The sequence below is a fragment of the Acetobacterium sp. genome, from assembly GCF_030652775.1.
Classification (GTDB): domain Bacteria; phylum Bacillota; class Clostridia; order Eubacteriales; family Eubacteriaceae; genus Acetobacterium.
This window is the reverse complement of sequence record NZ_JAUSPS010000071.1, coordinates 1-22,544: the sequence shown is the minus strand read 5'-3', so window position 1 is coordinate 22,544 and position 22,544 is coordinate 1. Positions and strand designations below refer to the sequence as shown.

Annotated in this window: 39 protein-coding genes and 1 pseudogene; all 40 read right to left on the bottom strand. The window is 40.8% G+C overall.

Going from position 1 to position 22,544, the window contains the following annotated elements:
- Nucleotides 1-438 (bottom strand): 50S ribosomal protein L13, encoded by a 438-nt coding sequence (gene rplM, locus Q7J41_RS12830; RefSeq protein WP_035355020.1) that lies wholly within the window; start codon nucleotides 436-438, stop codon nucleotides 1-3.
- A gap of 205 nt (nucleotides 439-643) precedes the next feature.
- On the bottom strand, nucleotides 644-1,378 hold the full coding sequence (gene truA, locus Q7J41_RS12825) for a tRNA pseudouridine(38-40) synthase TruA (protein ID WP_304888709.1): 735 nt from the start codon (nucleotides 1,376-1,378) through the stop codon (nucleotides 644-646).
- A gap of 15 nt (nucleotides 1,379-1,393) precedes the next feature.
- Nucleotides 1,394-2,215, bottom strand: coding sequence for an energy-coupling factor transporter transmembrane protein EcfT (locus Q7J41_RS12820; protein ID WP_304888708.1), 822 nt, complete (start codon nucleotides 2,213-2,215; stop codon nucleotides 1,394-1,396).
- Nucleotide 2,216: 1 nt separating this feature from the next.
- Complete coding sequence (locus Q7J41_RS12815) at nucleotides 2,217-3,074, bottom strand: energy-coupling factor transporter ATPase (RefSeq protein ID WP_304888706.1); 858 nt, start codon at nucleotides 3,072-3,074, stop codon at nucleotides 2,217-2,219.
- The gene (locus tag Q7J41_RS12810; protein WP_304888705.1) at nucleotides 3,065-3,910 is read right to left on the bottom strand and encodes an energy-coupling factor transporter ATPase; all 846 of its coding nucleotides are present in this window, start codon (nucleotides 3,908-3,910) and stop codon (nucleotides 3,065-3,067) included. Before Q7J41_RS12810 ends, Q7J41_RS12815 begins: the two co-directional genes overlap by 10 nt.
- 102 nt (nucleotides 3,911-4,012) lie before the next feature.
- Nucleotides 4,013-4,354, bottom strand: a complete 342-nt coding sequence (rplQ, locus tag Q7J41_RS12805; protein WP_026393609.1) for a 50S ribosomal protein L17 — start codon at nucleotides 4,352-4,354, stop codon at nucleotides 4,013-4,015.
- A 4-nt stretch (nucleotides 4,355-4,358) separates the two neighbouring features.
- Nucleotides 4,359-5,318, bottom strand: coding sequence for a DNA-directed RNA polymerase subunit alpha (locus Q7J41_RS12800; protein WP_070369954.1), 960 nt, complete (start codon nucleotides 5,316-5,318; stop codon nucleotides 4,359-4,361).
- Nucleotides 5,319-5,389: 71 nt separating this feature from the next.
- Nucleotides 5,390-6,019 (bottom strand): 30S ribosomal protein S4, encoded by a 630-nt coding sequence (gene rpsD / locus Q7J41_RS12795; protein WP_304888700.1) that lies wholly within the window; start codon nucleotides 6,017-6,019, stop codon nucleotides 5,390-5,392.
- A 16-nt stretch (nucleotides 6,020-6,035) separates the two neighbouring features.
- Nucleotides 6,036-6,428, bottom strand: coding sequence for a 30S ribosomal protein S11 (gene rpsK, locus Q7J41_RS12790; protein ID WP_026393612.1), 393 nt, complete (start codon nucleotides 6,426-6,428; stop codon nucleotides 6,036-6,038).
- 13 nt (nucleotides 6,429-6,441) lie between these two features.
- Entirely contained in the window at nucleotides 6,442-6,804 is a 363-nt protein-coding gene (rpsM, locus tag Q7J41_RS12785) for a 30S ribosomal protein S13 (RefSeq protein WP_304888698.1), read from the bottom strand.
- A gap of 146 nt (nucleotides 6,805-6,950) precedes the next feature.
- Nucleotides 6,951-7,064 (bottom strand): 50S ribosomal protein L36, encoded by a 114-nt coding sequence (gene rpmJ / locus Q7J41_RS12780; protein ID WP_013382261.1) that lies wholly within the window; start codon nucleotides 7,062-7,064, stop codon nucleotides 6,951-6,953.
- Between the two features lie 13 nt (nucleotides 7,065-7,077).
- The gene (infA, locus tag Q7J41_RS12775) at nucleotides 7,078-7,305 is read right to left on the bottom strand and encodes a translation initiation factor IF-1 (RefSeq protein ID WP_070369950.1); all 228 of its coding nucleotides are present in this window, start codon (nucleotides 7,303-7,305) and stop codon (nucleotides 7,078-7,080) included.
- 3 nt (nucleotides 7,306-7,308) lie between these two features.
- Entirely contained in the window at nucleotides 7,309-7,611 is a 303-nt protein-coding gene (locus Q7J41_RS12770; RefSeq protein ID WP_304888684.1) for a KOW domain-containing RNA-binding protein, read from the bottom strand.
- Nucleotides 7,612-7,623: 12 nt separating this feature from the next.
- Complete coding sequence (gene map / locus Q7J41_RS12765) at nucleotides 7,624-8,373, bottom strand: type I methionyl aminopeptidase (RefSeq protein WP_304888681.1); 750 nt, start codon at nucleotides 8,371-8,373, stop codon at nucleotides 7,624-7,626.
- A 2-nt stretch (nucleotides 8,374-8,375) separates the two neighbouring features.
- The gene (locus Q7J41_RS12760) at nucleotides 8,376-9,035 is read right to left on the bottom strand and encodes an adenylate kinase (protein ID WP_304888679.1); all 660 of its coding nucleotides are present in this window, start codon (nucleotides 9,033-9,035) and stop codon (nucleotides 8,376-8,378) included.
- Between the two features lie 23 nt (nucleotides 9,036-9,058).
- The gene (secY, locus tag Q7J41_RS12755; protein WP_304888677.1) at nucleotides 9,059-10,318 is read right to left on the bottom strand and encodes a preprotein translocase subunit SecY; all 1,260 of its coding nucleotides are present in this window, start codon (nucleotides 10,316-10,318) and stop codon (nucleotides 9,059-9,061) included.
- Between the two features lies 1 nt (nucleotide 10,319).
- Nucleotides 10,320-10,763, bottom strand: coding sequence for a 50S ribosomal protein L15 (gene rplO / locus Q7J41_RS12750; protein ID WP_286945105.1), 444 nt, complete (start codon nucleotides 10,761-10,763; stop codon nucleotides 10,320-10,322).
- Between the two features lie 11 nt (nucleotides 10,764-10,774).
- A complete protein-coding gene (gene rpmD, locus Q7J41_RS12745; protein ID WP_026393620.1) occupies nucleotides 10,775-10,957 on the bottom strand; it encodes a 50S ribosomal protein L30 in 183 nt (60 codons plus the stop codon).
- Nucleotides 10,958-10,968: 11 nt separating this feature from the next.
- Entirely contained in the window at nucleotides 10,969-11,475 is a 507-nt protein-coding gene (gene rpsE / locus Q7J41_RS12740; protein WP_186894490.1) for a 30S ribosomal protein S5, read from the bottom strand.
- Nucleotides 11,476-11,492: 17 nt separating this feature from the next.
- Nucleotides 11,493-11,861: a 50S ribosomal protein L18 gene (rplR, locus tag Q7J41_RS12735; RefSeq protein WP_111887945.1), complete on the bottom strand. Its 369-nt coding sequence runs from the start codon at nucleotides 11,859-11,861 to the stop codon at nucleotides 11,493-11,495.
- A 40-nt stretch (nucleotides 11,862-11,901) separates the two neighbouring features.
- The gene (gene rplF, locus Q7J41_RS12730) at nucleotides 11,902-12,438 is read right to left on the bottom strand and encodes a 50S ribosomal protein L6 (RefSeq protein WP_304888671.1); all 537 of its coding nucleotides are present in this window, start codon (nucleotides 12,436-12,438) and stop codon (nucleotides 11,902-11,904) included.
- Nucleotides 12,439-12,462: 24 nt separating this feature from the next.
- Entirely contained in the window at nucleotides 12,463-12,861 is a 399-nt protein-coding gene (rpsH, locus tag Q7J41_RS12725; protein ID WP_026393624.1) for a 30S ribosomal protein S8, read from the bottom strand.
- A gap of 33 nt (nucleotides 12,862-12,894) precedes the next feature.
- Complete coding sequence (locus tag Q7J41_RS12720) at nucleotides 12,895-13,080, bottom strand: type Z 30S ribosomal protein S14 (protein ID WP_084504860.1); 186 nt, start codon at nucleotides 13,078-13,080, stop codon at nucleotides 12,895-12,897.
- A gap of 13 nt (nucleotides 13,081-13,093) precedes the next feature.
- Nucleotides 13,094-13,636, bottom strand: coding sequence for a 50S ribosomal protein L5 (rplE, locus tag Q7J41_RS12715; protein ID WP_304888669.1), 543 nt, complete (start codon nucleotides 13,634-13,636; stop codon nucleotides 13,094-13,096).
- A gap of 20 nt (nucleotides 13,637-13,656) precedes the next feature.
- On the bottom strand, nucleotides 13,657-13,971 hold the full coding sequence (gene rplX, locus Q7J41_RS12710) for a 50S ribosomal protein L24 (protein ID WP_304888667.1): 315 nt from the start codon (nucleotides 13,969-13,971) through the stop codon (nucleotides 13,657-13,659).
- A 14-nt stretch (nucleotides 13,972-13,985) separates the two neighbouring features.
- Nucleotides 13,986-14,354, bottom strand: coding sequence for a 50S ribosomal protein L14 (rplN, locus tag Q7J41_RS12705; protein WP_026393627.1), 369 nt, complete (start codon nucleotides 14,352-14,354; stop codon nucleotides 13,986-13,988).
- A gap of 27 nt (nucleotides 14,355-14,381) precedes the next feature.
- The gene (rpsQ, locus tag Q7J41_RS12700) at nucleotides 14,382-14,639 is read right to left on the bottom strand and encodes a 30S ribosomal protein S17 (RefSeq protein WP_304888664.1); all 258 of its coding nucleotides are present in this window, start codon (nucleotides 14,637-14,639) and stop codon (nucleotides 14,382-14,384) included.
- A gap of 28 nt (nucleotides 14,640-14,667) precedes the next feature.
- Nucleotides 14,668-14,871, bottom strand: coding sequence for a 50S ribosomal protein L29 (gene rpmC / locus Q7J41_RS12695; RefSeq protein ID WP_026393629.1), 204 nt, complete (start codon nucleotides 14,869-14,871; stop codon nucleotides 14,668-14,670).
- The gene (gene rplP, locus Q7J41_RS12690; protein WP_026393630.1) at nucleotides 14,868-15,308 is read right to left on the bottom strand and encodes a 50S ribosomal protein L16; all 441 of its coding nucleotides are present in this window, start codon (nucleotides 15,306-15,308) and stop codon (nucleotides 14,868-14,870) included. The genes rpmC and rplP overlap by 4 nt, the downstream gene beginning before the upstream one ends.
- An 18-nt stretch (nucleotides 15,309-15,326) precedes the next feature.
- A complete protein-coding gene (gene rpsC / locus Q7J41_RS12685) occupies nucleotides 15,327-16,052 on the bottom strand; it encodes a 30S ribosomal protein S3 (protein WP_304888660.1) in 726 nt (241 codons plus the stop codon).
- An 11-nt stretch (nucleotides 16,053-16,063) separates the two neighbouring features.
- The gene (gene rplV, locus Q7J41_RS12680) at nucleotides 16,064-16,399 is read right to left on the bottom strand and encodes a 50S ribosomal protein L22 (RefSeq protein ID WP_304888658.1); all 336 of its coding nucleotides are present in this window, start codon (nucleotides 16,397-16,399) and stop codon (nucleotides 16,064-16,066) included.
- Nucleotides 16,400-16,417: 18 nt separating this feature from the next.
- The gene (gene rpsS, locus Q7J41_RS12675; protein WP_111887952.1) at nucleotides 16,418-16,696 is read right to left on the bottom strand and encodes a 30S ribosomal protein S19; all 279 of its coding nucleotides are present in this window, start codon (nucleotides 16,694-16,696) and stop codon (nucleotides 16,418-16,420) included.
- A gap of 41 nt (nucleotides 16,697-16,737) precedes the next feature.
- Nucleotides 16,738-17,571, bottom strand: coding sequence for a 50S ribosomal protein L2 (rplB, locus tag Q7J41_RS12670; RefSeq protein WP_304888654.1), 834 nt, complete (start codon nucleotides 17,569-17,571; stop codon nucleotides 16,738-16,740).
- A 55-nt stretch (nucleotides 17,572-17,626) separates the two neighbouring features.
- Nucleotides 17,627-17,917, bottom strand: coding sequence for a 50S ribosomal protein L23 (gene rplW, locus Q7J41_RS12665; RefSeq protein ID WP_026393635.1), 291 nt, complete (start codon nucleotides 17,915-17,917; stop codon nucleotides 17,627-17,629).
- Nucleotides 17,917-18,537: a 50S ribosomal protein L4 gene (rplD, locus tag Q7J41_RS12660; RefSeq protein WP_026393636.1), complete on the bottom strand. Its 621-nt coding sequence runs from the start codon at nucleotides 18,535-18,537 to the stop codon at nucleotides 17,917-17,919. The genes rplW and rplD overlap by 1 nt, the downstream gene beginning before the upstream one ends.
- 29 nt (nucleotides 18,538-18,566) lie before the next feature.
- A complete protein-coding gene (gene rplC, locus Q7J41_RS12655; RefSeq protein WP_304888650.1) occupies nucleotides 18,567-19,196 on the bottom strand; it encodes a 50S ribosomal protein L3 in 630 nt (209 codons plus the stop codon).
- A gap of 53 nt (nucleotides 19,197-19,249) precedes the next feature.
- Nucleotides 19,250-19,558, bottom strand: a complete 309-nt coding sequence (gene rpsJ, locus Q7J41_RS12650) for a 30S ribosomal protein S10 (protein WP_014357213.1) — start codon at nucleotides 19,556-19,558, stop codon at nucleotides 19,250-19,252.
- 292 nt (nucleotides 19,559-19,850) lie between these two features.
- Nucleotides 19,851-20,747 carry a DegV family protein gene (locus tag Q7J41_RS12645; protein WP_304888647.1) on the bottom strand — a complete coding sequence of 299 codons (897 nt, stop codon included), beginning with the start codon at nucleotides 20,745-20,747 and terminating at the stop codon, nucleotides 19,851-19,853.
- Nucleotides 20,748-20,769: 22 nt separating this feature from the next.
- Entirely contained in the window at nucleotides 20,770-21,681 is a 912-nt protein-coding gene (locus tag Q7J41_RS12640; protein WP_304888646.1) for a DegV family protein, read from the bottom strand.
- 482 nt (nucleotides 21,682-22,163) lie between these two features.
- Nucleotides 22,164-22,544 (bottom strand): annotated as a pseudogene (tuf, locus tag Q7J41_RS12635) (elongation factor Tu); the annotation flags it as partial.

Genomic DNA, 22,544 nt, shown 5'->3' with positions numbered 1-22,544 from the left:
TTAAAATTCGTAAACTTCAGGCAATTGTGCAGCGTGTGGATGTTCGTTGCCAGCATAAACTTTAAGTTTAGTCGCAATTTTATCCCCTAATTTATTATGTGGGATCATACCCTTCACTGCTTTGAAAACCAAAAGTTCTGGTTTTTCAGCTAAGAATTTTCGGTAGGTCATTTCTTTTAATCCACCGCAATATCCAGAATATGTTTTATATAATTTTTGATCCAGTTTGTTTCCGGTTAACACAATCTTATCGGCATTAATGATAATAACAAAATCTCCACAATCCATATGTGGTGAAAAGATTGGTTTGTTTTTTCCTCGTAAAATATTTGCAACTTCTGTCGCCAGTCGTCCTAATACCTTACCTTCCGCATCAATCACATACCATTTACGGTCTATTTCATGAGATTTGGCCATTATTGTGGCATTCGCATTCATCTCAAAAATCCTCCTCAGTTAATAATTTCTTTTATTTTTTATCTATTGGCTTTCCGATAAGTGGGAGTTATCAGAAATCGTTTTTTTATTGTATCGGGGCTAGTGATACATTAACGTCCATTGTTAATTTTATAGCATCTCCCCGGGTGTGTCAAGTTATTTATACCGTGAATTGTAATATTTTTTATAATACTTAATGTTATTGTTAATAATAAACTTCTTTTAAGTAAAGACCATGAGCCGGAGCGGTAATTCCGGCCTTGCTGCGATCTTTTCCGGCAATGATTGCTTTGATATCCTGGGGTTTTAAGCGGCCATAACCGACTTCGTAGAGGGTGCCAGCCATAATCCTGACCATGTTATACAAAAATCCATTTCCGCTGAAGGTCATTTCCCAGAGCTCGTCATTGTTGCAAAATGAAATGTCGGCAATGGTGCGAACCGTCGTTTTTATCGAACTGCCACTGGCCATAAACGCCGTAAAGTCATGCTCTCCCAAAAAACTGGCGGCCGCTTCTTCCATGGCCGCCCAGTCCAGCGTCCGGGTTACATGAAACGCCAAATCTGCCAGGAATGGGCTGGTCACAGGGCTGACTAAAAATTTATAGAGATAGCTTTTACCTTTGGCATGATAGCGGCTGTGAAAGTCCGGGTGGCACTCTCTGCTTTGAATCACCCGAATGTCTGCTGGCAGCCGGGTATTCAGAGCCCGGTACCATACCTCCGGCGGGATCGTTGAAGCGGTAAAAAAATTGGCACTTTGCCCCAACGCATGCACTCCCGCATCGGTGCGGCCAGAACCGGTAAGATTAACTACTTCACCGCTGAGATCCTTGATCGCCCTGATGATGACTTCCTGAATGGTCACACCATTGGGCTGAACCTGCCAACCACAATAATTGCTACCCCGGTAACTGATAATGATCTGTATATTTTTCATTCTAAGTTGGTCCCTTTAGACCGGGAATATTAAGGGAATTTGAATCATGGTGGTCAGGTAAAGACCGACAATCATCATAACCATTAGCACTAGGCTGGTGCCATCCCTAAATTCAAAGGTTAATTGTTTCATCCGGGTTCTGTTTTCGCCGCCGCGATAGCAGCGAGCTTCCATCGCAGTGGCCAATTCGTCAGCCCTGCGAAAGGCCGAAATAAACAGCGGAATCAGAATCGGAATTAGATTTTTGGCTCGCGAAATGATGTTCCCGGTTTCAAAATTTGCCCCTCGGGCTTTTTGGGCCTTCATAATTCGCTCGGTTTCTTCCATCAATGTCGGGATAAAACGCAGCGCAATCGACATCATCATCGCCAATTCGTGAGCATATCGCCGGACAAAGGGAACAAAGCGCATACACCACTCCATCCCATCGGTTAAATCAATCGGTGAGGTGGTCAACGTCATGATGGAAGTACCGATCACCAGAAAGATCAGCCGCAGTGCCATATAGGTTGCCACTTTCAAACCTTCCAGCGTTACTGTCAGTGGCCCCACCGTCGCCACTGTGGTTCCTGGGGTCATAAACAGATTTAGCACCACCGTCAGCATGATAATCAGGACTAAACCTTTAATGCCGCGGATAATGTATCCCACGGGGATTTTAGAAAGCAGGGTGATCGTTACCAAAATCACAAATGTGGCGAGATAACCCCATAGATTATTCAAAAAAAACAACATCACAACAAATGCTGTGGTAAACAGTATCTTCGTTCGCGGGTCCAGTTTGTGAATCACCGATCCGGTTGGATAATACTGGCCAATCGTAACATCTTTTAACATTTTATGATCCTCTTATGACTTTGAGAATTTCTTTTTTGGCTGCTTCCACCGTAAAAATGTCTTCTCTAATTTCTGGATATTTTTCTTTAAGCCGCCGCATCAGATAGGTTACTTCCGGTACCGCCAGACCAATGCTCTCCAGGGTAGTAATTTCGGTAAAAACGTGATTGGGGGTATCAAAAAAAATAACTTCGCCTTCATTCATCACCAGAATTTTATCGACCATTTTACCGATGTCTTCCATACTATGGGACACCAGAATAACGGTTATTTGTTTCTGGCTGTGCAATGATTTGATCTGCGCCAATATTTCTTCCCGCCCCCGGGGATCCAGGCCAGCTGTCGGTTCATCAAGGATCAGTACTGACGGCTCCATGGCTAAAACGCCGGCAATGGCTACTCGTCGCATCTGTCCGCCCGATAATTCAAAGGGTGACTTATCTTTGATCTCATCAAAATCCAGACCAACCATTTTTATCGATTGTCTGACCCGTTGATCGATTTCGTCATCACTGAGTCCCTGATTTTTGGGACCAAAGGCAACGTCCTTTTGGACGGTTTCTTCAAACAACTGGTGTTCCGGATATTGAAATACCAGACCAATATGGTGTCTAAGCTGAATCAGTTCGGCTTTTTTTGATTCGAAGATATTTTTTCCATCGACCAGAACGGTGCCTGAAGTGGGGGTCAATAATCCGTTAAGATGCTGAATCAGCGTCGATTTACCAGAACCAGTGTGGCCGATAATGCCAATAAAGCTGCCATCTTCGATGGTGATGTTGATATCCTTGAGGGCTTTAAATTCAAAGGGTGAACCTTCTGAATAGGTATGAGAAAGATTTTTTATTTCTACTGACATAAGGCATTCACCATTTCCTCGATGCTTAAAACATCATCAGCTATTTTAAGTCCTTCGATACGCAGCTCATAAGCCAGCTCTGTCATTTGGGGTACATCCAGACCGATTTCTTTTAGCCGTTTTACCTGTCTGAAGATCGTTCGGGGTTCCCCTTCCATGACAACCTTGCCTTTGTCCAAAACAATAATCCGATCCGCAGCCACAATTTCTTCCATAAAATGGGTGATATGAATAACGGTCATGTCTTTATCCCGGTTAAGCCGTTTGATGGTTTCCATAACTTCCCGTCGTCCGGATGGGTCCAGCATCGCTGTCGGTTCATCAAATATTATACACTCTGGTTCCATTGCCAGAATCCCGGCGATGGCAATCCGTTGCTTTTGTCCCCCGGACAATTGATGGGGTTTTTGATGCGCATAGGCCTGCATCTCGACAACCGCCAAGGCACGATCGACCCGCTCTCTGATTTCTTGCGGCGGAACGCCGAGGTTTTCCGGACCAAAGGCGACATCTTCTTCGACAATGGTAGCGACCAGCTGATTATCGGGATTTTGGAAAACCATCCCGGCAGTCTGACGGATCGTCCACAGGTTTTCATGATCCTTAGTGTTAAGACCACTAACAATCACATCGCCCTGAGTAGGAAATATAATCGCATTCAGTAATTTGGAAAGGGTGGATTTCCCCGAACCATTATGTCCGATGATTCCGACAAATTCACCTTTTTCAATATGTAAACTGACGCCGTCCAGCGCTACGACTGACTCATTTTCGTTATTATGAGGATATGTGAAATAAACATCCCGCACATCGATCATTCTATTTTTACTTTCCATTATCACTTGTTATCACCTTCTTTGGTGTTAATTAATTAACTTTATAATACAAGAAAGGGATTAAGCGTAAATAACATCTTAATCCCCTGTATGCATCATAAATTATACTAATTCAATTATAGCCATTTCTGCGCCGTCGCCACGACGTGGCCCAACACGATAAATTCGTGTGTATCCACCGTTTCGTTCAGTATATTTAGGTGCTATTTCGTCAAACAATTGTTTTACCACTGCTTCTTGAGTGATATAAGAAATTGCCTGTCTTCTGGCATGTAAGTCGCCTCTTTTACCTAAAGTGACCATTTTATCTGCTATTCTTTTAACTTCCTTCGCTCTGGTTACGGTTGTTTCAATTTTACCGTGTTCTAAAAGGGCAGTCGTAAGATTCCGCAATAATGCTCTTCTTTGATCAGAGGGACGGCCTAGTTTTCGATATCCCGCCATAGTGTTACTCCTTTGCCTTTTCTTCTTCTTGACTCAAGGACAATCCAATTTCTGCTAGTTTGTGCTTGATTTCATTAAGAGATTTGCGACCGAGGTTACGAACTTTAATCATGTCCTCTTCGCTTCGTTGTGTTAATTTTTCAACTGTATCAATATTCGCTCGTCGTAAGCAGTTACTGGATCTTACGGAAAGTTCCAATTCTTCAATTGACATTTCGCGAATGCGTTCTTTTTCACTTTCTTCTTTTTCTACCATAATTTCTACAGTAGTGGCATGCTCAGTTAAATTAATGAACAGGTTGAGATGTTCACTTAAAACCTTGGCCGCTAAAGAAAGGGCTTCTTCCGGGGTAGTCGTTCCATCTGTCCAAATATCAATCGTTAATTTATCAAAGTCAGTAATTTGACCGACCCGGGTATTTTCCACTAGAAAATTAACTTTAATAATCGGCGAGAAAATTGAATCCATCGGAATGGTTCCAATCGGCATGCCCGGATATTTATTTTTATCTGCCGCCACATAGCCTCGACCCTTTTCAATACGCATTTCCATGTTTAAGGTTGAACCCTTAGACAAGGTAGCAATGTGCATTTCCGGATTAAGGATGTCGACGTCAGAGTCTGCGATGATATCACCAGCAGTGATTTCACCTTCTTCTGATGCTTCAATGTAAATAACTTTAGGCTCATCCGTGTAGATTTCTGCCGCCAGACCTTTGAGATTCAGAAGGATTTCAATAACATCCTCTTTTACTCCCGGAATGGTTGAGAATTCGTGCAAGACGCCTTCAATTTTTACCGATGTAACTGCCACACCCGGTAGGGATGACAGCATTATTCTTCTCAGACTGTTACCAAGGGTGGTTCCATATCCCCGTTCTAAAGGTTCAATGACAAACCGCCCGTAGGTATCGTCGTCTTTTTTATCAACAATTTCGATGACTGGTTTCTCGAATTCGATCATTTATCAGACCCTCCTACTTATTTATAATCCATACATTAACATGAGGGTTAATTGGTTCCCGAACATGTAGCCTATTTAGAATACAATTCAACAATAAGATGTTCAGCAATTTCGACATCTAAGTCTTCTACTGCCGGTCTGCCAATGACTTTTCCTGATAGTGTTTCAACATCTTTAGACAACCAAGGTGCAACGGTTCTATTTTCAGTCACTTCTAAAATGTCTTTGAATTTCTGAGATTTTTTGCTTTTTGGTCGGACTTCAATCACATCGCCATCTTTCATAATGTAAGAAGGGATATTCAGTTTTTTGCCGTTGATCAGGAAATGTTCGTGATCGACCAGCTGACGGGCTTCTTTACGGGAAGTTGCCAAACCAAGTCGATAAACAACATTATCCAAACGTGATTCTAAGTGAATTAACAGGTTGTGACCGGTAATTCCTTTTTGCTTTTCAGCAATTTCAAAGTAACCACGGAATTGTTTTTCAAGCACACCGTAAATACGTTTTGCTTTTTGTTTTTCTCGTAATTGCAGGCCGTATTCGGATAATTTTGTTCTTCTTTTACCGTGTTGGCCTGGTGGGGTTGGACGTCTTTCGAACGCACATTTATTTGTTGAATAACAACGTTCTCCCTTTAGGTACAGTTTTGCACCTTCACGTCTACATTGTCGGCATGATGCTTCTATATTTCTTGACATAATTTTCGCCCTCCTATTATACTCGTCGTCGCTTAGGTGGTCGACAACCGTTATGTGGAATAGGCGTAACATCGCGGATCAGGGTAATTTCTAATCCAGCCGCCTGTAAGGCTCGAATTGCTGCCTCACGTCCGGAACCAGGGCCTTTGACTAAAACTTCTACGCTTTTAAGTCCATGCTCCATGGCCGCTTTTGCTGCTTCTTCTGCTGCCATTTGAGAAGCAAAAGGAGTACTTTTTCGCGATCCTTTAAATCCTAATCCACCAGAACTTGCCCATGAAAGAGCATTTCCTGACATATCTGTAATGGTAACAATGGTATTATTGAAAGAAGATTGAATATGGGCCTGGCCACGTTCGATATTCTTTTTGACTTTTTTTACTTTTCTTCGTGCTTTTTTAACTGCCATTCTTTAGCCCTCCTTATTTCTTTTTACTGACGAGACGTTTAGGACCTTTTCGTGTTCTGGCATTAGTTTTAGTCTTTTGCCCTCTAACAGGAAGTCCTCGACGATGACGTAATCCTCTATAAGATCCAATTTCTATCAGTCGTTTAATGTTTAAGTTGACTTCTCTACGAAGGTCACCTTCAACGGTGTATTTATCAATCGTATTTCTCAGATCATTCACTTCAGTTTCAGTAAGATCTTTAACTCTGGTATCAGGATTGATATTTAAAGCTTTTAAGATTTCTAATGATGATGAATGTCCAATACCATAAATATAAGTTAATCCAATTTCGACCCGCTTATCTCGGGGCAAATCGACTCCGGCAATTCTTGCCATAGGGTGTGTACCTCCTAAATTGTTTTCTAAATGCTGGTGAGTCAATCAGTTAGTGATGTAACTGATTTTATTCCCAGGGTGTAGTTTATATCATGAACATGACTAAAATTGCCGCGGTCATGCTCTTTTTTTCTGGACTCGACGGTTTAACCTTGTTTTTGTTTGTGTTTTGGATTTTCACAAATTACCATAACACGACCATTTCTCTTAATAATTTTGCATTTTTCACAAATCGGTTTTACTGATGGTCTAACTTTCATTTGTATGCCTCCTTTATGATTTCCCTTTTCCACGCCATACGATACGCCCGCGGGTCAAATCATATGGGGATAACTCAACAACTACCTTATCTCCCGGTAAAATTCTTATGTAATTCATGCGAAGTTTTCCCGAAATATGTGCAGTTATCTGATGTCCATTTTCCAATTCAACTAAGAAAATAGTGTTTGGTAATGACTCAATAACTGAGCCTTCTACTTCGATAACATCTTTTTTGGCCATTGATCAAACCTCCTCACGATTCTCATCCCCAATACCATCAGGCATGTGATAGGATTCGAGTATTTTTCTTATCTCAGCGTTAGTTATCTTTTGTCCATTTAATATTTTATCACGAATATCTGTGGCTATGTGATTCGTCTTCGCCAAGTGTTTGACCTTTTTTCGCTTTGGATTACTCACTTTTCGAAGCTTTCCATTCGATATCGTGGTGAAATGGTCGTCCACCACTTCAATAACCACCATAAACTGACCTTTATCCCGGCCAGCTGTAGAACAAACCACTTGTCCAACTTTAAATTCATTCATCCAACCACCAACTCAAATCACAGTTAAAAGTTCCGGATCGCCGGTTCCGGTAATCAGAATGGTGTGCTCATAATGTGAAGAGAGCTTACCATCGGTAGTCACCACCGTCCATCCATCCTTCAATGTAACAACGTCAAAGGTTCCCGCATTGACCATTGGTTCAATGGCCAGGGTCATTCCCTGCCGCAACCGGGGACCACGTCCCTTGGGTCCATAGTTAGGAATCGGTGGATCTTCGTGCATTTGCTTTCCAACACCATGTCCAACATAGTCTCGGACAACAGAAAATCCGTTCTCCTCAACATACTTCTGGATGGCATTTGAAATATCTGACAATCGAAAGCCATCTTTTGCATAGGCGATTCCTTTATAAAAGGACTCCCGGGTGACTCTGATCAGTTTTTCTGCTTCTTCTGAAATGTTGCCGACACCATGGGTAACCGCAGCATCGCCGACGTAACCGTTGTATGTCGCTCCGATGTCAATACTGATGATGTCACCATCCTGCAATCGCCTCTTCTCGGGAATCCCATGAACAACCACTTCATTTATTGAAGCACAGATTGAGTTTGGGAATCCACCATAGCCTTTGAATGTTGGAATTGCTCCTGCATCACGAATGTAATGTTCGACTGCATGATCAAGTTCTTGTGTTGTTACCCCAGGCTTGATCATTTGTCCAGCCAAAGCATGGGCGCCTGCCACAATCTTACCAGCATGGCGCATCAGATCAATTTCCTTTTGGGATTTTATGGTTATCATCTTTAATTAACTCCACTTAGGATTTCTTCAATGTTATCAAAAACGTCGTTCATATGTTGCAGCCCATTAATATTGATGATCTTTTGTTTGTCTTCATAAAATTCAATTAATGGTTCGGTCTGATCCTGATAAACTTGAATTCGTTTCTTTACTGTCTCAACTTTGTCGTCTTCCCGCTGGTATAATGGTGTTCCGTCTAAATCACAGACACCCTCAACCTTCGGTTTACTGTACTTGATATGATAGGTTGCATGACAAGTCGGACAAATCCGCCGGCCAGAGACACGTTCTATCAAAATATCGAATGGGACATCAAGGTTAATTGCAAAATCCAACTCGCAATCGCGCTTGGCGTTGATTCGACAAAGGGCTACAGCCTGATCCACTGTTCGGGGAAATCCGTCTAGCAAATAACCATAATCGGCTGCCAGCACATCATCATGGGTCAAACGGTCTTCAACCATATCAATTACTAAATCATCGGGCACCAAAAGGCCTTGTGACATATATTCTTTTGCTTTTTTGCCTAATGGTGTATCCTTACTCATGTTATCTCTAAAGAGGTCACCAGTTGAAATATGTGGGATATTATAGGTTTCGCAAATGCGCTTAGCCTGTGTCCCTTTGCCAGCTCCCGGAGGTCCTAATAATACAATTCTCATTTTTCACTTAACTCCAGTTCATTTTAAGATTTTAAAAATCCCTGATGGTGTCTCATCATCATTTCTGCTTCTATCTGCTTAACCGTTTCAAGTGCAACCCCAACGACAATCAGCAAACTTGTTCCGCCGAATTGAAGATTGACACCCATAAAATTACCTACAAAAATAGGAATAACAGCAATGATCGCTAAGAAGACGCCACCAAATAATGTTAATCGGTTCATAATTCTCGACAAGTACTCTACAGTTGGTTTCCCTGGTCTGATGCCAGGAATATAACCGCCTTGTTTCTTAATATTTTCTGCGATATCAAACGGATTAAATGTTACAGCTGTATAGAAATAGGTAAACGCAATAATTAATATGACGTAAATAATATTAGTAAGCCAGGATCCCCAGGCTAAATAAGTTGAAATAAAATTTGCAAAAGCTGATGTCGGAAAAAAACTTGCAATTGTTGCCGGAAATAAGGTTAATGAACTAGCAAAGATTACCGGGATAACGCCTGCCATATTCACTCGCATCGGAATGTGAGTGGTTTGTCCACCATACATTTTTCGACCAACAACTCGCTTTGCATATTGAACCGGTATCCGTCGCTGCCCTTCCTGAACTGCCACCACACCAAATATAACCACTACAACGAAGACAAGAAATACGATCAAGGTGATAATATTAAGTGTTCCAATCGTCAGATATTGGTACATTTGGCCAATTGCAGAGGGGATCCGGGAAATGATACTGATGAAGATAATCAGCGAGATACCGTTGCCGATACCATTTTCGGTGATTTGTTCACCCAGATACATTAAAAACGCAGTCCCTGCGGTAATACATAAAACAACAGTAAATACGGTAAATGGTGTTTTATCAGTTAGTAAATCACCGAAGGACAAGCTCATTCCCAGAGCCTGGATCAGCGCCAAAATAATGGTCAGGTAACGGGTATACTGAGCCAGTTTCTTCCGTCCTTCTTCCCCTTCTTTTTGAAGCGCTTCCAGAGCCGGAATTGCAAATGCTAAAAGGTTCATGATAATTGATGCATTAATATACGGTGTAATACTCATGGCAAAAATAGTGAAATTACCAAAGTTACCACCGGATATAATGTCAAACAGACCAAAAATCCCACTATTACTGACGAGTTGACTTAACTGTGCGGTATCAATAAATGGAACCGGTATGAAGGATCCCAAACGATATACAAACAGCAGTGCTAACGTAATTATTATCTTTCGTCGTAGATCTGGAATTTTCCAAGCATCCTTCAAGGTAGAGACCATATTAGATCACCTCTACCTTTCCTCCTCCAGCGAGAATTTTCTCCTCAGCTGATTTGCTGATTTTATGTGCTTTGATGGTGAATGCCTTTTCAACTTCTCCGTTTCCAAGAATCTTCAGGCCATCATTTAATTTGCGGATAAATCCGTATTCCAGCAATAGTTCCGGGGTAATCACGGTGTTTGCATCAAATGCATTCAGCTCTCCCACGTTGACTATTGCAAATGTTTTTTTGAATCGGGCGTTTGAAAAACCACGTTTTGGTAAACGACGTGCTAATGGCATTTGTCCACCTTCAAAACCTGGTCGAACACCACCACCGGAACGTGATTTTTGTCCATCCTGTCCACGACCAGCAGTTTTTCCAAGACCAGAACCAGTACCGCGTCCTTTTCTCTTGGGTGCCTTTTTTGAACCTGGGGCTGGACTTAAAGTATGTAACTTCATATTGACACCTCCTATACTTCTTTTACTTCGAGCATGAAGTCTGTTATATGAATCATGCCACGAATCTGAGGGGTATCATTATGAGTTACGGTCTGGCCAATTTTCTTCAGGCCTAAAGCTTGAATGGTTGCCCGTTGTTTCGGGTTACGACCAATTAAACTTTTCTTTAGTGTAATTTCTAATTGCTTAGCCATAATGATTCCTCCTAATCTAAAATTTCTTCAGGTTTTTTACCGCGTTTTGCTGCTACTTCTTCAAGAGTAGTCAGTTCTGCAAGGCCTGCCATTGTAGCATTAACCATGTTACGGGCATTGTTTGATCCTAAAGATTTAGTACGAATATCTCTGATACCAGCTAATTCCAATACCGCACGGACAGGTCCGCCAGCAATAACTCCAGTACCTTTTCCGGCAGGTTTTAGTAATACATGACCTGCACCAGCTTCACCATTGACTAAGTGAGGAATGGTTGTTCCAACCATTGGCACTTTGATTAATGATTTTTTTGCTGCATCGATACCTTTACGAATCGCATCTGGAATTTCCATCGCTTTTCCTTTACCGACGCCAACATGACCGTTTTCGTCTCCAACAATCACAAGACAGCTGAATCTGAAGTTACGACCACCTTTAACAACCTTAGTTACGCGGTTGATGGCAACGACTTTTTCCTTCAAATCTAATGTACTTGGATCGATTTTTTTGTTTTGCATCAAATGACCTCCTTTACTTAGAATTTCAGGCCGGCTTCACGAGCGCCGTCAGCCAATTCTTTTACTCTACCATGATATACGTAACCGCCTCGATCAAATACAACTGCTTCGATGCCTTTTTCAAGAGCACGTTTGGCAATTGCCTGACCTACGGCTTTAGCTGCTGCTTTATCTCCACCTTTTGACAGCTGACCTTTAAGATCAGAGTCATTGGAAGAAGCAGAAACCAATGTGATACCTTTAGTATCATCTATAATTTGAGCATAAATATTTTTATTACTTCTAAATACGTTTAAGCGTGGTCTCATTTCAGTTCCGGAAACTTTGTTTCGGACCCGATAGTGACGAGCGATACGGATTTTATTTTTAATGGGTTTTTTAATCATCGAGTTTTACTCCCTTCATCATCTTTGACGGGCTAGCAGGTTATTTACCTGTTTTACCTTCTTTACGTCGAATTACTTCGTCAGAATATCGTACCCCATGACCCTTGTAAGGTTCTGGTGGGCGTTTCGCGCGAATATTGGCTGCATGGGCACCCACGGCTTCTTTGCTAATGCCTTTAATTAGGACTTTAGTATTGGTTTCTGGAACCGCTTCCACGCCTTCAGGATCTTCCATCTCAACGGGATGTGAGTACCCTAAATTCATCACTAACTTGGTTCCTTTTTTTTCTGCTCTATATCCTACTCCACTGATTTCCAGGGTTTTTGTAAAGCCGGTGCTGACACCAGTAACCATGTTTTGAATTAAAGCTCGGGTTAAACCGTGAAGCGATTTATGCAGCTTACTTTCAGATGGTCGGGTGACAACGACTTCGCTATCTTGGACATCGATGATGACATCAGGATGAAAAGTTCTAACTAGTTGTCCTAATGGACCTTTGACTGTCAAAGTCTGACCGTCTTTTTTAATGTCGACTCCTGGGAGGATCGCAACGGGTGCTTTTCCTACTCTTGACATCTTTTTACCTCCTGTCTTAATTTGTTACCAAACGTAACATATCACTTCGCCGCCAACGCCGGCTTTTCTTGCTTTTTTATCTGTCATTACGCCTTTTGATGTAGAAACGATGGCAATACCAAGGCCGTTTAATACCTTTGGCACATCGTCTTTACCGGCATATACTCGTAAACCTGGTTTGGAGATTCTTTTGATGCCTGCCACGACACGACTTTTGTTTTCTCCGTATTTGAGTGTAATTTTAATTACGCCTTGCTTTTCATCGGCAATGTAATCAACTTTAGTAATATAACCTTCTTCTAAAAGAATTTGAGCAATTGCTTTCTTTTCTTTTGAAGCAGGCATCTCAACTGTTTTATGACCTGCATCATTTGCATTTCTGATGCGTGTTAACATATCCGCAATAGGATCAGTCATAACCATACTCGGTACCTCCTTTTCTTTGCCAGTTTGTTTTTACCAGCTTGCTTTTCTTACGCCAGGGATTTCGCCTTTATATGCTAATTCTCGGAAACATATACGACAAATGCCAAATTTCTGTAAAACAGAATGTGGTCGTCCACAAATTCGGCAACGTGTATACGCCTGAGTTGAATATTTTGCTTTGCGTTGTTGTTTTTCTTTCATCGCTTTTTTTGCCACTGTACCGTCCTCCTTATGCTCTACTGAATGGAATGCCAAGCAGTCTTAACAGTTCGTGAGCTTCTTCATCGGTGTTTGCCGTTGTGACAAACATGATATCCATGCCTCGTACTTGTTCAACCTTGTCATAATCAATTTCAGGGAAAATGAGCTGTTCTTTTATACCAAAAGCATAATTACCACGTCCGTCAAAGGATTTGTTGGACAAACCTCTGAAGTCACGTACTCGAGGAAGGGCAACGTTGAATAACTTGTCGGTAAATTCGTACATACGAACATTTCTCAAAGTTACTTTCGCTCCAATGTTCATGCCTTCTCGGACTTTAAAGTTAGCAACAGACTTTTTCGCCTTTGTTATTACTGGTCGTTGACCGGCAATAATTCCAAGGTCGATCACTGCGGCTTCTAAAGCTTTAGAGTTGTCTTTGCAATCTCCTAAACCCATGTTGAGCACTACTTTTTCTAGTTTAGGAACTTCCATAACATTTTTATATTGAAACTTTTCCATCATTGCTGGAATTACTTCAGTAAGATATTTATCTTTTAATCTGGGCATATTGGTCCTCCTTCCCGAAATTAATTATTAAATGTTTCATTACATTTTTTACAAAATCTGACTTTTTTTCCGTCACTTAAAACTTTATGTCCGGTTCTTACACCCTGATCACATTTAGCACAGTAGAGTAATACGTTAGACGCTTCTAGTGCGCCTTCTTGTCGGATTATTCCACCTTGTTGCACTTGCTGTGTTGGTTTTTGGTGTTTAGTAACCATGTTTACATTTTCCACAAGGACTTTTCGATCTTTAGGATAAGACTGAATCACTTTTCCTTTTTTTCCTTTGTCCTTACCGGAAATTACCATTACGATATCATCTTTTTTAATATGCATCTTTCATTTCCTCCTTAAAGTACTTCAGGAGCCAAAGATACGATTTTCATGTATTTCTTGTCCCTTAACTCTCTTGCGACAGGTCCAAAAATACGGGTACCTTTTGGGTTTTTATCATCTTTTATAAGAACCGCTGCATTCTGGTCGAATTTGATGTAACTGCCATCGTCTCTTCTAATTCCACTCTTTGTTCTAACGACAACGGCTTTAACAACGTCGCCCTTTTTAACATCGCCACCGGGTGCAGCACTTTTAACAGCACACACGATAATGTCTCCGATATTTGCATATCGACGACCGGAACCACCAAGAACTCGGATGCACAGTAATTCCTTTGCACCGGTATTATCTGCTACTTTCAGTCTCGTTTCTTGTTGAATCATCCGAAATACCTCCTTCCGCACATTGACTTATAGTGCTTTTTCTACGATTTCTATTAATCTCCAGCGTTTGTCTTTGCTGAGTGGTCTTGTTTCCATTATTTTAACGGTATCACCGATATTACATTCGTTTTGTTCGTCATGGGCTTTGAACTTTACAGTGTGTTTCACTCGTTTTGAGTAAAGTGGATGTTTTACAAAACTTTCGACAGCGACAACAATGGTTTTTTCCATTTTATCACTGGTCACTTTACCGATTCGAGTTTTTCTGTAACCTCTTTCTTCCATAAGCTAAACCTCCTTATCTATTGGTTTATTATGCTTCATCAGACTTCATGGCACGTTCCTGGATAATTGTTTTGATCCGTGCATAAGTCTTCTTAACTTCTTTAATCCGCATTGGGTTTTCCAACTGACCTGTCGCATGTTGAAATCTGAGGTTGAATAATTCTTCCTTCAAATCACCCAGTTTTGCTTCAAGTTCAATTGTTGTTAATTCTCTTAATTCACTTGGTTTCATGCTTCATCACCCACTTCTTGTGCTTCCTGATCTTTACGAGTGATAAATTTAGTTTTGATCGGTAATTTATGTTGAGCAAGACGCATGGCTTCCCGAGCTACTTCCTCAGAAATTCCGGCAATCTCAAACATTACTCTACCTGGTTTTACCACTGCAACCCAATACTCTGGAGAACCTTTACCGGAACCCATTCGAGTTTCTGCTGGTTTTTGTGTCACAGGTTTATCTGGGAATATTTTAATCCAAACCTGGCCACCTCTTTTAATATATCTGGTCATAGCAATACGGGCAGCTTCGATCTGATTAGCAGTAATCCATGCTGGCTCCAATGCTTGAATAGCGAAATCTCCGTAAGTGATTTTGTTACCACGAAGAGCTTTTCCTTTCATACGACCTCTATGTTGTTTTCTACGTTTTACACGTTTAGGCATTAACATATGCGTTGGCCTCCTCTCTTAGTTTTCTGTCCTGTTAGTAGGAGCTTTTCGGCGTGGTGCGCTTTTTTTAGCTTTAGCGTCATCTTCAGCAGTAACTGCTAAAACATCTTCACGTCCAGTTAAAATCTCGCCTTTATTGACCCAAACTTTTACACCTAATTTACCATAGGTGGTATCAGCTTCGGCAAAGCCATAGCTAATATCAGCTCGGAGGGTTTGAAGGGGAACCTGGCCTTGGGCATAATGTTCGTTACGTGCCATTTCAGCTCCGTTTAAACGGCCTGCCACAGCAGTTTTGATTCCCTTAGCGCCAGCTCTCATGGTTCTCTGCATGGTTTGTTTCATTGCTCGTCGGAAGGAAATTCGTCGTTCCAGCTGAGCAGCAATGTTTTCAGCCACTAATTGAGCATCCATATCAACGTTTTTAACTTCAACGATGTTGATAAAAACGGTTTTCTTGGTCATTTTTTCAAGTTCAAGACGTAACGCATCGATACCTGCACCACCACGACCAATAATCATGCCCGGTTTTGCTGTATAGATATGAATCTTAACCTTGTTACCAAAACGTTCGATGACAATTTTAGAAATGCCCGCCTGGTATTGATTTACTTTTATATATTTACGAATATCATAATCTTCAATTAAACAATCTGCAAAATCCTTGTTGTTAGCAAACCATTTTGCATTCCAGTCCTTAATAACGCCAACTCTTAATCCGTGAGGATTGACTTTTTGACCCATCTATGCCCTCCTTACTCTTTTTCTTTTAATACGGCTGTAATATGAGACGATCTTTTTCGAATAATTGTTGCACGTCCCTGTGCACCCGCTCTGAATCGTTTTAGTGTTGGACCCTGATTTGCATAAATCTGATCGATATATAAGGTTTCAGGATTCATGTTAAAATTATTTTCAGCATTTGCTAAAGCAGATTTTACAACTTTATCAATTATTTTCGCTGCTTTATTTGGTGTTAATGCTAGAATACTTAATGCTTCTCCAAGACTTTTGCCTCGAATTAAATCAGCCACTAACTTAGCCTTTCTGGATGAAACACGTACATATTTAGCTGTCGCTCTTGCTTCCATTCGTATACCTCCTTCTGGCTATCTTAATTTAGATTTCTTTTCTCCAGCATGACCTCTAAAGGTTCTGGTTGGTGCAAACTCTCCAAGTTTGTGTCCTACCATATCTTCGGTAACATAAACTGGAACATGTTTTCTGCCATCATGAACTGCGATGGTGTGTCCTACCATTTGTGGGAAAAGTGTAGAGCTTCTCGACCAGGTCTTCAGCACATTCTTTTCACCTTTATCGTTCATTGCTTCGATGCGTTTAAGTAACTTTTCGTCACAAAAAGGTCCTTTTTTTAATGATCTACCCATTATTCAACCTCCTCTCGGTTCGTTATCTTATGGTTGTATGCTTATTTTTTATTTCGTGCTCTTACGATATATTTATCGGAAGGTTTGTTTTTCTTACGTGTTTTATAACCAAGTGTCGGTTTACCCCATGGTGTAACTGGGCCAGAACGTCCGATTGGAGCACGTCCTTCACCACCACCGTGCGGATGATCACATGGATTCATTACCGAACCACGTACTGTTGGGCGAATACCCATATGACGTTTACGACCGGCTTTACCAATTCGGACATTTTGATGATCTAAGTTTCCGACCTGTCCAATGGTTGCTCGACATTCAATTCGAACGAGTCTCATTTCGCCTGAAGGCAATCGCAGGGTTGCGTAATTTCCTTCTTTAGCCATCAGCTGAGCGCTGGCTCCAGCGGAACGAACCATTTGAGCACCTTTGCCGTTTTTCAGTTCAACACAGTGAACAGTTGTACCAACGGGAATGTTTTGTAGTGGCAAACAGTTGCCAATGGTAATATCTGATTCTGGTCCAGAGAAAATAACATCTCCAACCTTTAACTTGAGTGGTGCAATAATATATCGTTTTTCACCATCTGCATAGTGAACAAGTGCTATATTTGAGCTTCGGTTTGGATCATATTCGATTCCCGCAATTTTTCCGGGAATGTTGTCTTTATTTCTTTTAAAGTCAATAATTCTGTATTTTCTTTTTGCTCCCCCGCCTTGGTGTCTAACGGTGATACGGCCATAGTTATTACGACCAGCATGTTTTTTAAGTGGCTTTAATAAAGACTTTTCCGGTTCTTTTTTAGTGATTTCCTCGAATGTATTAACACTCATATTTCGACGTCCTGGGGACGTTGGTTTATACTTTCTAATACCCATTAATCGCTACCTCCTTTTTTTGTATGCTTCTCGGGTTGTAGTCTCGTTTGTCTGCTTATACGCCTTCGAAGAATTGGATACCCTTACTTCCGGGTGTTAATTTCACGATTGCTTTTTTCCAATCTGATCTTCGACCAACGAAACGACCGGTTCTTTTCAGTTTGCCCTTCATATTCATGGTGCTCACTTTTTCAACTTGCACACCAAAGATTACTTCTACAGCATTCTTGATTTCAATTTTATTCGCTCTTTTATCCACTTTAAAGGTGAATTTTTTTTCTTCGGCATCGGCCATACTACGTTCGGTAATAATTGGCTTGATAATAATATCGCGAGGATTTTTCATTATGCGTATACCTCCTCAATTTTTTGTAGTGCTTCCTGAGTCATGATCAACACGTCATATTTTAACATATCATATACGTTTAATTCGTTGACTGTAGTTGTTGCAACTTTTGGAATATTGTTTGCGGAACGGATAATTGCTTCATTATTTTCTGGCAGTACAATCAAGGCTTTTTGAGCATTGATATTGTTCAGCACAGCAATCATTTCTTTGGTTTTTGGAGCATCCATCACCAATTGATTTAAGACCCGCAGTTCGTTATCCTGAGCCTTTGCTGAAAATACAGATTTCATAGCTAAAGCTTTAACTTTTTTGTTAACCTTTTTGCTATAGTCTCTTGATTTTGGTGCAAAGATCACACCGCCGCCCTTCCATAATGGAGATCGGATGGTACCGGCACGAGCCCGGCCTGTTCCTTTTTGTCTCCAGGGTTTACGACCACCGCCACGGACTTCTGATCGAGTCAAGGCGGAACGTGTTCCCTGTCGTCTATTTGCAAGTAGTGCTACCACTACTTCATGTACTACGTGTTCGTTGGGTTCGATTCCGAAGATTCCTTCGCTTAATTCGACATCACCAACAACATTTCCTTTTACATCTAAAACGTCAATTTTAGGCATTTGATTTCCTCCTTTCAGGCTTGATTTTTTTATGCTTTAACACTGCTTTTAATTGTAACAAGTGCTCCTCTAATGCCTGGTACCGCACCCTTGATTAAGAGTACATTGTTTTCAGCATCGACTTTAACAACTTCCAAATTAACTGCAGTTACATTTTTGTTCCCCATTTGGCCAGGAAGTTTCTTGCCTTTGAATACTCTTGAAGGCGAAGAAGACGCTCCCATGGAACCTGGTCTACGGTGGTATTTGGAACCATGAGCCATCGGTCCTCTGGATTGGTTATGTCGTTTAATAACCCCCTGGAATCCCTTACCTTTTGATGTTCCTGAAATATCAACTCGTTCACCAGCTTCAAACATATCAGCCTGAATTAATTGACCGGTTTCATAACTTGCATAATCATCAAGTTTGAATTCCCGGATTACTTTTTTATACTCAACACTGTTTTTGTCATAATGGCCTTTTAGTGGTTTAGTCATTCGACGTTCTTTAACTTCACCAAAAGCCAATTGCAGTGCTTCGTATCCATCAGTTTCGATGGTTTTCTTTTGAAGCACAACACAAGGTCCTGCTTCAACCACGGTAACTGGAATGACAGTTCCGTTGTCTGTGAAAATCTGGGTCATTCCAATTTTTCGTCCGATAATCGCTTTTTTCATTATTTCCTCCTAAATATCATTGGATTGCTGTGCAATCATAATACCAATGGGGTCTATAGTTTGATTTCTATATCAACGCCTGCTGGTAAGTTCAATCGCATTAATGCGTCTACGGTTTTTGGTGTTGGGTTTAAAATGTCAATTAACCGTTTGTGTGTGCGCATTTCAAATTGCTCTCTGGAATCCTTATACTTGTGCACTGCTCGAAGAATCGTGATGATTTCTTTGTCTGTTGGCAGTGGCACCGGACCAGATACGCTCGCACCTGTTCTCTTTGCTGTTTCAACAATTCGTTCAGCCGATTGATCCAAAAGTTTGTGATCAAACGCTTTTAATCTGATTCTGATTTTTTGTTTTGCCATACCTAAATTTTACCTCCTTATCAATTTTTACTCGTCATTTAGGTACTCCAACCACTCGTCAACCCATCCGGGTGTTTCATCATTATTTTTTTTCACAAAATGACGAATCATTTTGCAAAACTCACATGATATTAAGTGGTTGTCGTCCGATTCAAAGATCGTGACATACTCCATGGGAAAAACCTGTCTAAGGCGACAGCAACCTCTCACTTCATCGCAGAGTGTCAACCTTTCACATTATACAAGAAAAAAACGCCTTTGGCAAGCGTTTTTTTAGTTTTTACAATATTTTTCAAATTAATTTCAATATGTCTTCTGGACGCATGTCCAAAAAATAGATCCCTGTTGCCTGAAGTCCTAAATGCGCTGCCAATACGCACCCTATTGGCACCGGCTCCATTTTCGCAACTCCCATCAAACGCAAGGCATGTTCATATTCTTCAACCGCTTTCATGGAACCATTATAAGCGATTCCAACGTTCTGATCAAGGTTGCCGGTTATATTTGCCGTAACTTTCTCGATAATTGTATTTTGAGCTTTTTTATTTCCTCGAGACTTCCCAATAATTTTCAATTCGCCTTCTTCAACCGAGACAATCGGATGGATTTTTAAAAATCCCCCAACAACAGCGGCTCCCTTAGACACCCGTCCACCCATATAGAGCCAATTCAAATCCTCGATACTAAAATAAAAATGGGTGTGGGGAATTATTTTAACTGCAGCTTGAACCAAATAATCCAAATCCCTCCCCTGGTCAATGAGTTTTAATAATTCCACCGCAATCAGCGCTATACCACCCCCACTTTGAAGACTATCCACAACCTCGCATCTAAACTCGGGATATTTTTCAGTTACTTCTTTCAGAATAAGTCGAGCCGTTTCATAACTTCCTGATAGTTTCGATGTAAACGCAAGATAAATACACGTTATATCATTTTGAGCACATTTTTCAAAATAATCCATAAAGTCACCAGGATTTACCTGGGAGGTTGTTGGAACAATACCCTGTTCGATAAGTTTATTTATACCATCCAGATCAATCTCTCGTTTATCGCGGTAGACTTTACCTTCAGCGATGACATTTAAAGAAACCATATCTAAATTAGGATGATTCACATACTCTTTTGGCAAATCACACATACTATCAATTAGGAGTCTGATCATATTTTCACTTCTTTCCAATTGCATCTTGCAATTCTCTATATTGATTTCATATTATTTCTTTAAATATCTCTTCCGGAGGCATGTCCAGAAAATATATACCAGTTCCCTGAAGTCCTAAATGCGCTGCTAACACGCAGCCAATTGGTACCGCTTCAATGTTATTTACACCCATGAGCCGCAATTCACTTTCATATTCCTCAACCGGTTCCAAAGATCCCGTAAACGCAATCCCAACATTCTGACCAAGATAGCCAGTTATATTTCTTGCCACCTTTTCAACGATCGTCTTCTGAGCCTTCTTTTTTCCCCTAGTTTTTCCAATTATTTTTAATTCCCCGTCTTCAACTGAAACAATCGGATGGATTTTTAAAAACCCTCCTACAACTGCAGTTCCCTTAGACACCCGACCACCCATATAAAGCCAATTCAAATCCTCGATGCTAAAATAAAAATGGCTGTGGGGAATCGTTTTTATCGCCGCTTGAGCTAAATAATCCAGATCTTTACCCTGGTCGATCAACTTCAACAATTCCACTGCTATTAGGGCAACTCCCCCACCACTTTGAAGACTGTCGACAACCTTACACTTAAAATCAGGATACCTTCCGATAACTTCTTTTAACACAAGACTTGCCGTTTCATAACTGCCAGATAGTTTTGATGTAAACGCAAGGTAGAGGCATTCTACATTATTCTTTGCACTTTCTTCAAAATATTCTATAAAATCCCCAGGGTTTACCTGCGACGTGGTCGGGACAATCCCCTGTTTCATAAATTCATTCATGCGATCTAAATCAATTTCCCGTTTATCCCGATACGACACACCTTCAATAATAACATTTAAAGAAACCATATCTAAATTGGGATGATTGATATATTCTTTTGGCAAATCACACATACTATCTACTAAGAGTCTAATCATTTCCCACTTCTCTCCAATTCTCATTATTCGAATCACTATATTTTTTTTCGTAAATTTCTTGTGTTCGATCTAAACTCTCAAATATTTCTTCCCTGGAATAACCGCATTTCAATAAATAATCATCTTCAATCGATTGCACTTGTTCGCCTTGGAATTTTATACTTCAATTTTTCTTTTCGAAACATTCCGATTGCAAATCTGGAAAAGTTTTCAATTTCTCGCACTAAGAAGTCTTTTTGAAACATCTTATTTTCACTCTTTTGTCTAATTGTTATTTTAATAAATAATACCACAAAAGTTAGCCTTTTTTCCATTAATTATTATTTTATAAATGAGAATGCGAAAAAACCGCCTCTCAATGAGAGACGGTCTTAAATTTATTCAAGCAAGATTACAGATTTTTCAGAAATTCAATATCCATACGGACATTTCTTTCAAAATCTGCCTTTGCTTCGTTACCATTCGCCCGCTAACGCTCCAGCTCACTACCAATTTTTTATCAAAAATTGGACTCAGCTTCAGTCAGCTAACATTTTGGCTACGACACCAGAACCAACGGTACGTCCGCCTTCACGAATCGCGAAACGCAAACCTTCTTCGATCGCAATTGGCGTGATCAGAGTGATTTCCATTTGCACGTTATCGCCAGGCATTACCATTTCTACGCCTTCTGGTAATTTGATGATACCAGTTACGTCAGTTGTTCTGAAGTAGAACTGTGGTCTATATCCGTCGAAGAATGGCGTATGACGTCCGCCTTCTTCTTTGGTTAAGACATATACTTCTGATGAGTAGTGGGTATGTGGTTTGATGGAACCTGGCTTAGCCAGTACCTGACCACGTTCGATTTGAGTCCGGTCAACACCACGTAATAATGCCCCGACGTTGTCGCCTGATCG

Bases quoted from the DNA above. Each gene is read 5' to 3' on its own strand.
- rplM (WP_035355020.1), bottom strand. From the start codon at position 438: ATGAATGCGAATGCCACAATAATGGCCAAATCTCATGAAATAGACCGT.
- truA (WP_304888709.1), bottom strand. From the start codon at position 1,378: ATGAAAAATATACAGATCATTATCAGTTACCGGGGTAGCAATTATTGT.
- Q7J41_RS12820 (WP_304888708.1), bottom strand. From the start codon at position 2,215: ATGTTAAAAGATGTTACGATTGGCCAGTATTATCCAACCGGATCGGTG.
- Q7J41_RS12815 (WP_304888706.1), bottom strand. From the start codon at position 3,074: ATGTCAGTAGAAATAAAAAATCTTTCTCATACCTATTCAGAAGGTTCA.
- Q7J41_RS12810 (WP_304888705.1), bottom strand. From the start codon at position 3,910: ATGGAAAGTAAAAATAGAATGATCGATGTGCGGGATGTTTATTTCACA.
- rplQ (WP_026393609.1), bottom strand. From the start codon at position 4,354: ATGGCGGGATATCGAAAACTAGGCCGTCCCTCTGATCAAAGAAGAGCA.
- Q7J41_RS12800 (WP_070369954.1), bottom strand. From the start codon at position 5,318: ATGATCGAATTCGAGAAACCAGTCATCGAAATTGTTGATAAAAAAGAC.
- rpsD (WP_304888700.1), bottom strand. From the start codon at position 6,019: ATGTCAAGAAATATAGAAGCATCATGCCGACAATGTAGACGTGAAGGT.
- rpsK (WP_026393612.1), bottom strand. From the start codon at position 6,428: ATGGCAGTTAAAAAAGCACGAAGAAAAGTAAAAAAAGTCAAAAAGAAT.
- rpsM (WP_304888698.1), bottom strand. From the start codon at position 6,804: ATGGCAAGAATTGCCGGAGTCGATTTGCCCCGAGATAAGCGGGTCGAA.
- rpmJ (WP_013382261.1), bottom strand. From the start codon at position 7,064: ATGAAAGTTAGACCATCAGTAAAACCGATTTGTGAAAAATGCAAAATT.
- infA (WP_070369950.1), bottom strand. From the start codon at position 7,305: ATGGCCAAAAAAGATGTTATCGAAGTAGAAGGCTCAGTTATTGAGTCA.
- Q7J41_RS12770 (WP_304888684.1), bottom strand. From the start codon at position 7,611: ATGAATGAATTTAAAGTTGGACAAGTGGTTTGTTCTACAGCTGGCCGG.
- map (WP_304888681.1), bottom strand. From the start codon at position 8,373: ATGATAACCATAAAATCCCAAAAGGAAATTGATCTGATGCGCCATGCT.
- Q7J41_RS12760 (WP_304888679.1), bottom strand. From the start codon at position 9,035: ATGAGAATTGTATTATTAGGACCTCCGGGAGCTGGCAAAGGGACACAG.
- secY (WP_304888677.1), bottom strand. From the start codon at position 10,318: ATGGTCTCTACCTTGAAGGATGCTTGGAAAATTCCAGATCTACGACGA.
- rplO (WP_286945105.1), bottom strand. From the start codon at position 10,763: ATGAAGTTACATACTTTAAGTCCAGCCCCAGGTTCAAAAAAGGCACCC.
- rpmD (WP_026393620.1), bottom strand. From the start codon at position 10,957: ATGGCTAAGCAATTAGAAATTACACTAAAGAAAAGTTTAATTGGTCGT.
- rpsE (WP_186894490.1), bottom strand. From the start codon at position 11,475: ATGCAAAACAAAAAAATCGATCCAAGTACATTAGATTTGAAGGAAAAA.
- rplR (WP_111887945.1), bottom strand. From the start codon at position 11,861: ATGATTAAAAAACCCATTAAAAATAAAATCCGTATCGCTCGTCACTAT.
- rplF (WP_304888671.1), bottom strand. From the start codon at position 12,438: ATGTCAAGAGTAGGAAAAGCACCCGTTGCGATCCTCCCAGGAGTCGAC.
- rpsH (WP_026393624.1), bottom strand. From the start codon at position 12,861: ATGGTTATGACTGATCCTATTGCGGATATGTTAACACGCATCAGAAAT.
- rplE (WP_304888669.1), bottom strand. From the start codon at position 13,636: ATGCCCAGATTAAAAGATAAATATCTTACTGAAGTAATTCCAGCAATG.
- rplX (WP_304888667.1), bottom strand. From the start codon at position 13,971: ATGCATATTAAAAAAGATGATATCGTAATGGTAATTTCCGGTAAGGAC.
- rplN (WP_026393627.1), bottom strand. From the start codon at position 14,354: ATGATTCAACAAGAAACGAGACTGAAAGTAGCAGATAATACCGGTGCA.
- rpsQ (WP_304888664.1), bottom strand. From the start codon at position 14,639: ATGGAAGAAAGAGGTTACAGAAAAACTCGAATCGGTAAAGTGACCAGT.
- rpmC (WP_026393629.1), bottom strand. From the start codon at position 14,871: ATGAAACCAAGTGAATTAAGAGAATTAACAACAATTGAACTTGAAGCA.
- rplP (WP_026393630.1), bottom strand. From the start codon at position 15,308: ATGTTAATGCCTAAACGTGTAAAACGTAGAAAACAACATAGAGGTCGT.
- rpsC (WP_304888660.1), bottom strand. From the start codon at position 16,052: ATGGGTCAAAAAGTCAATCCTCACGGATTAAGAGTTGGCGTTATTAAG.
- rplV (WP_304888658.1), bottom strand. From the start codon at position 16,399: ATGGAAGCAAGAGCGACAGCTAAATATGTACGTGTTTCATCCAGAAAG.
- rpsS (WP_111887952.1), bottom strand. From the start codon at position 16,696: ATGGGTAGATCATTAAAAAAAGGACCTTTTTGTGACGAAAAGTTACTT.
- rplB (WP_304888654.1), bottom strand. From the start codon at position 17,571: ATGGGTATTAGAAAGTATAAACCAACGTCCCCAGGACGTCGAAATATG.
- rplW (WP_026393635.1), bottom strand. From the start codon at position 17,917: ATGAAAAATCCTCGCGATATTATTATCAAGCCAATTATTACCGAACGT.
- rplD (WP_026393636.1), bottom strand. From the start codon at position 18,537: ATGCCTAAAATTGACGTTTTAGATGTAAAAGGAAATGTTGTTGGTGAT.
- rplC (WP_304888650.1), bottom strand. From the start codon at position 19,196: ATGAAAAAAGCGATTATCGGACGAAAAATTGGAATGACCCAGATTTTC.
- rpsJ (WP_014357213.1), bottom strand. From the start codon at position 19,558: ATGGCAAAACAAAAAATCAGAATCAGATTAAAAGCGTTTGATCACAAA.
- Q7J41_RS12645 (WP_304888647.1), bottom strand. From the start codon at position 20,747: ATGCAATTGGAAAGAAGTGAAAATATGATCAGACTCCTAATTGATAGT.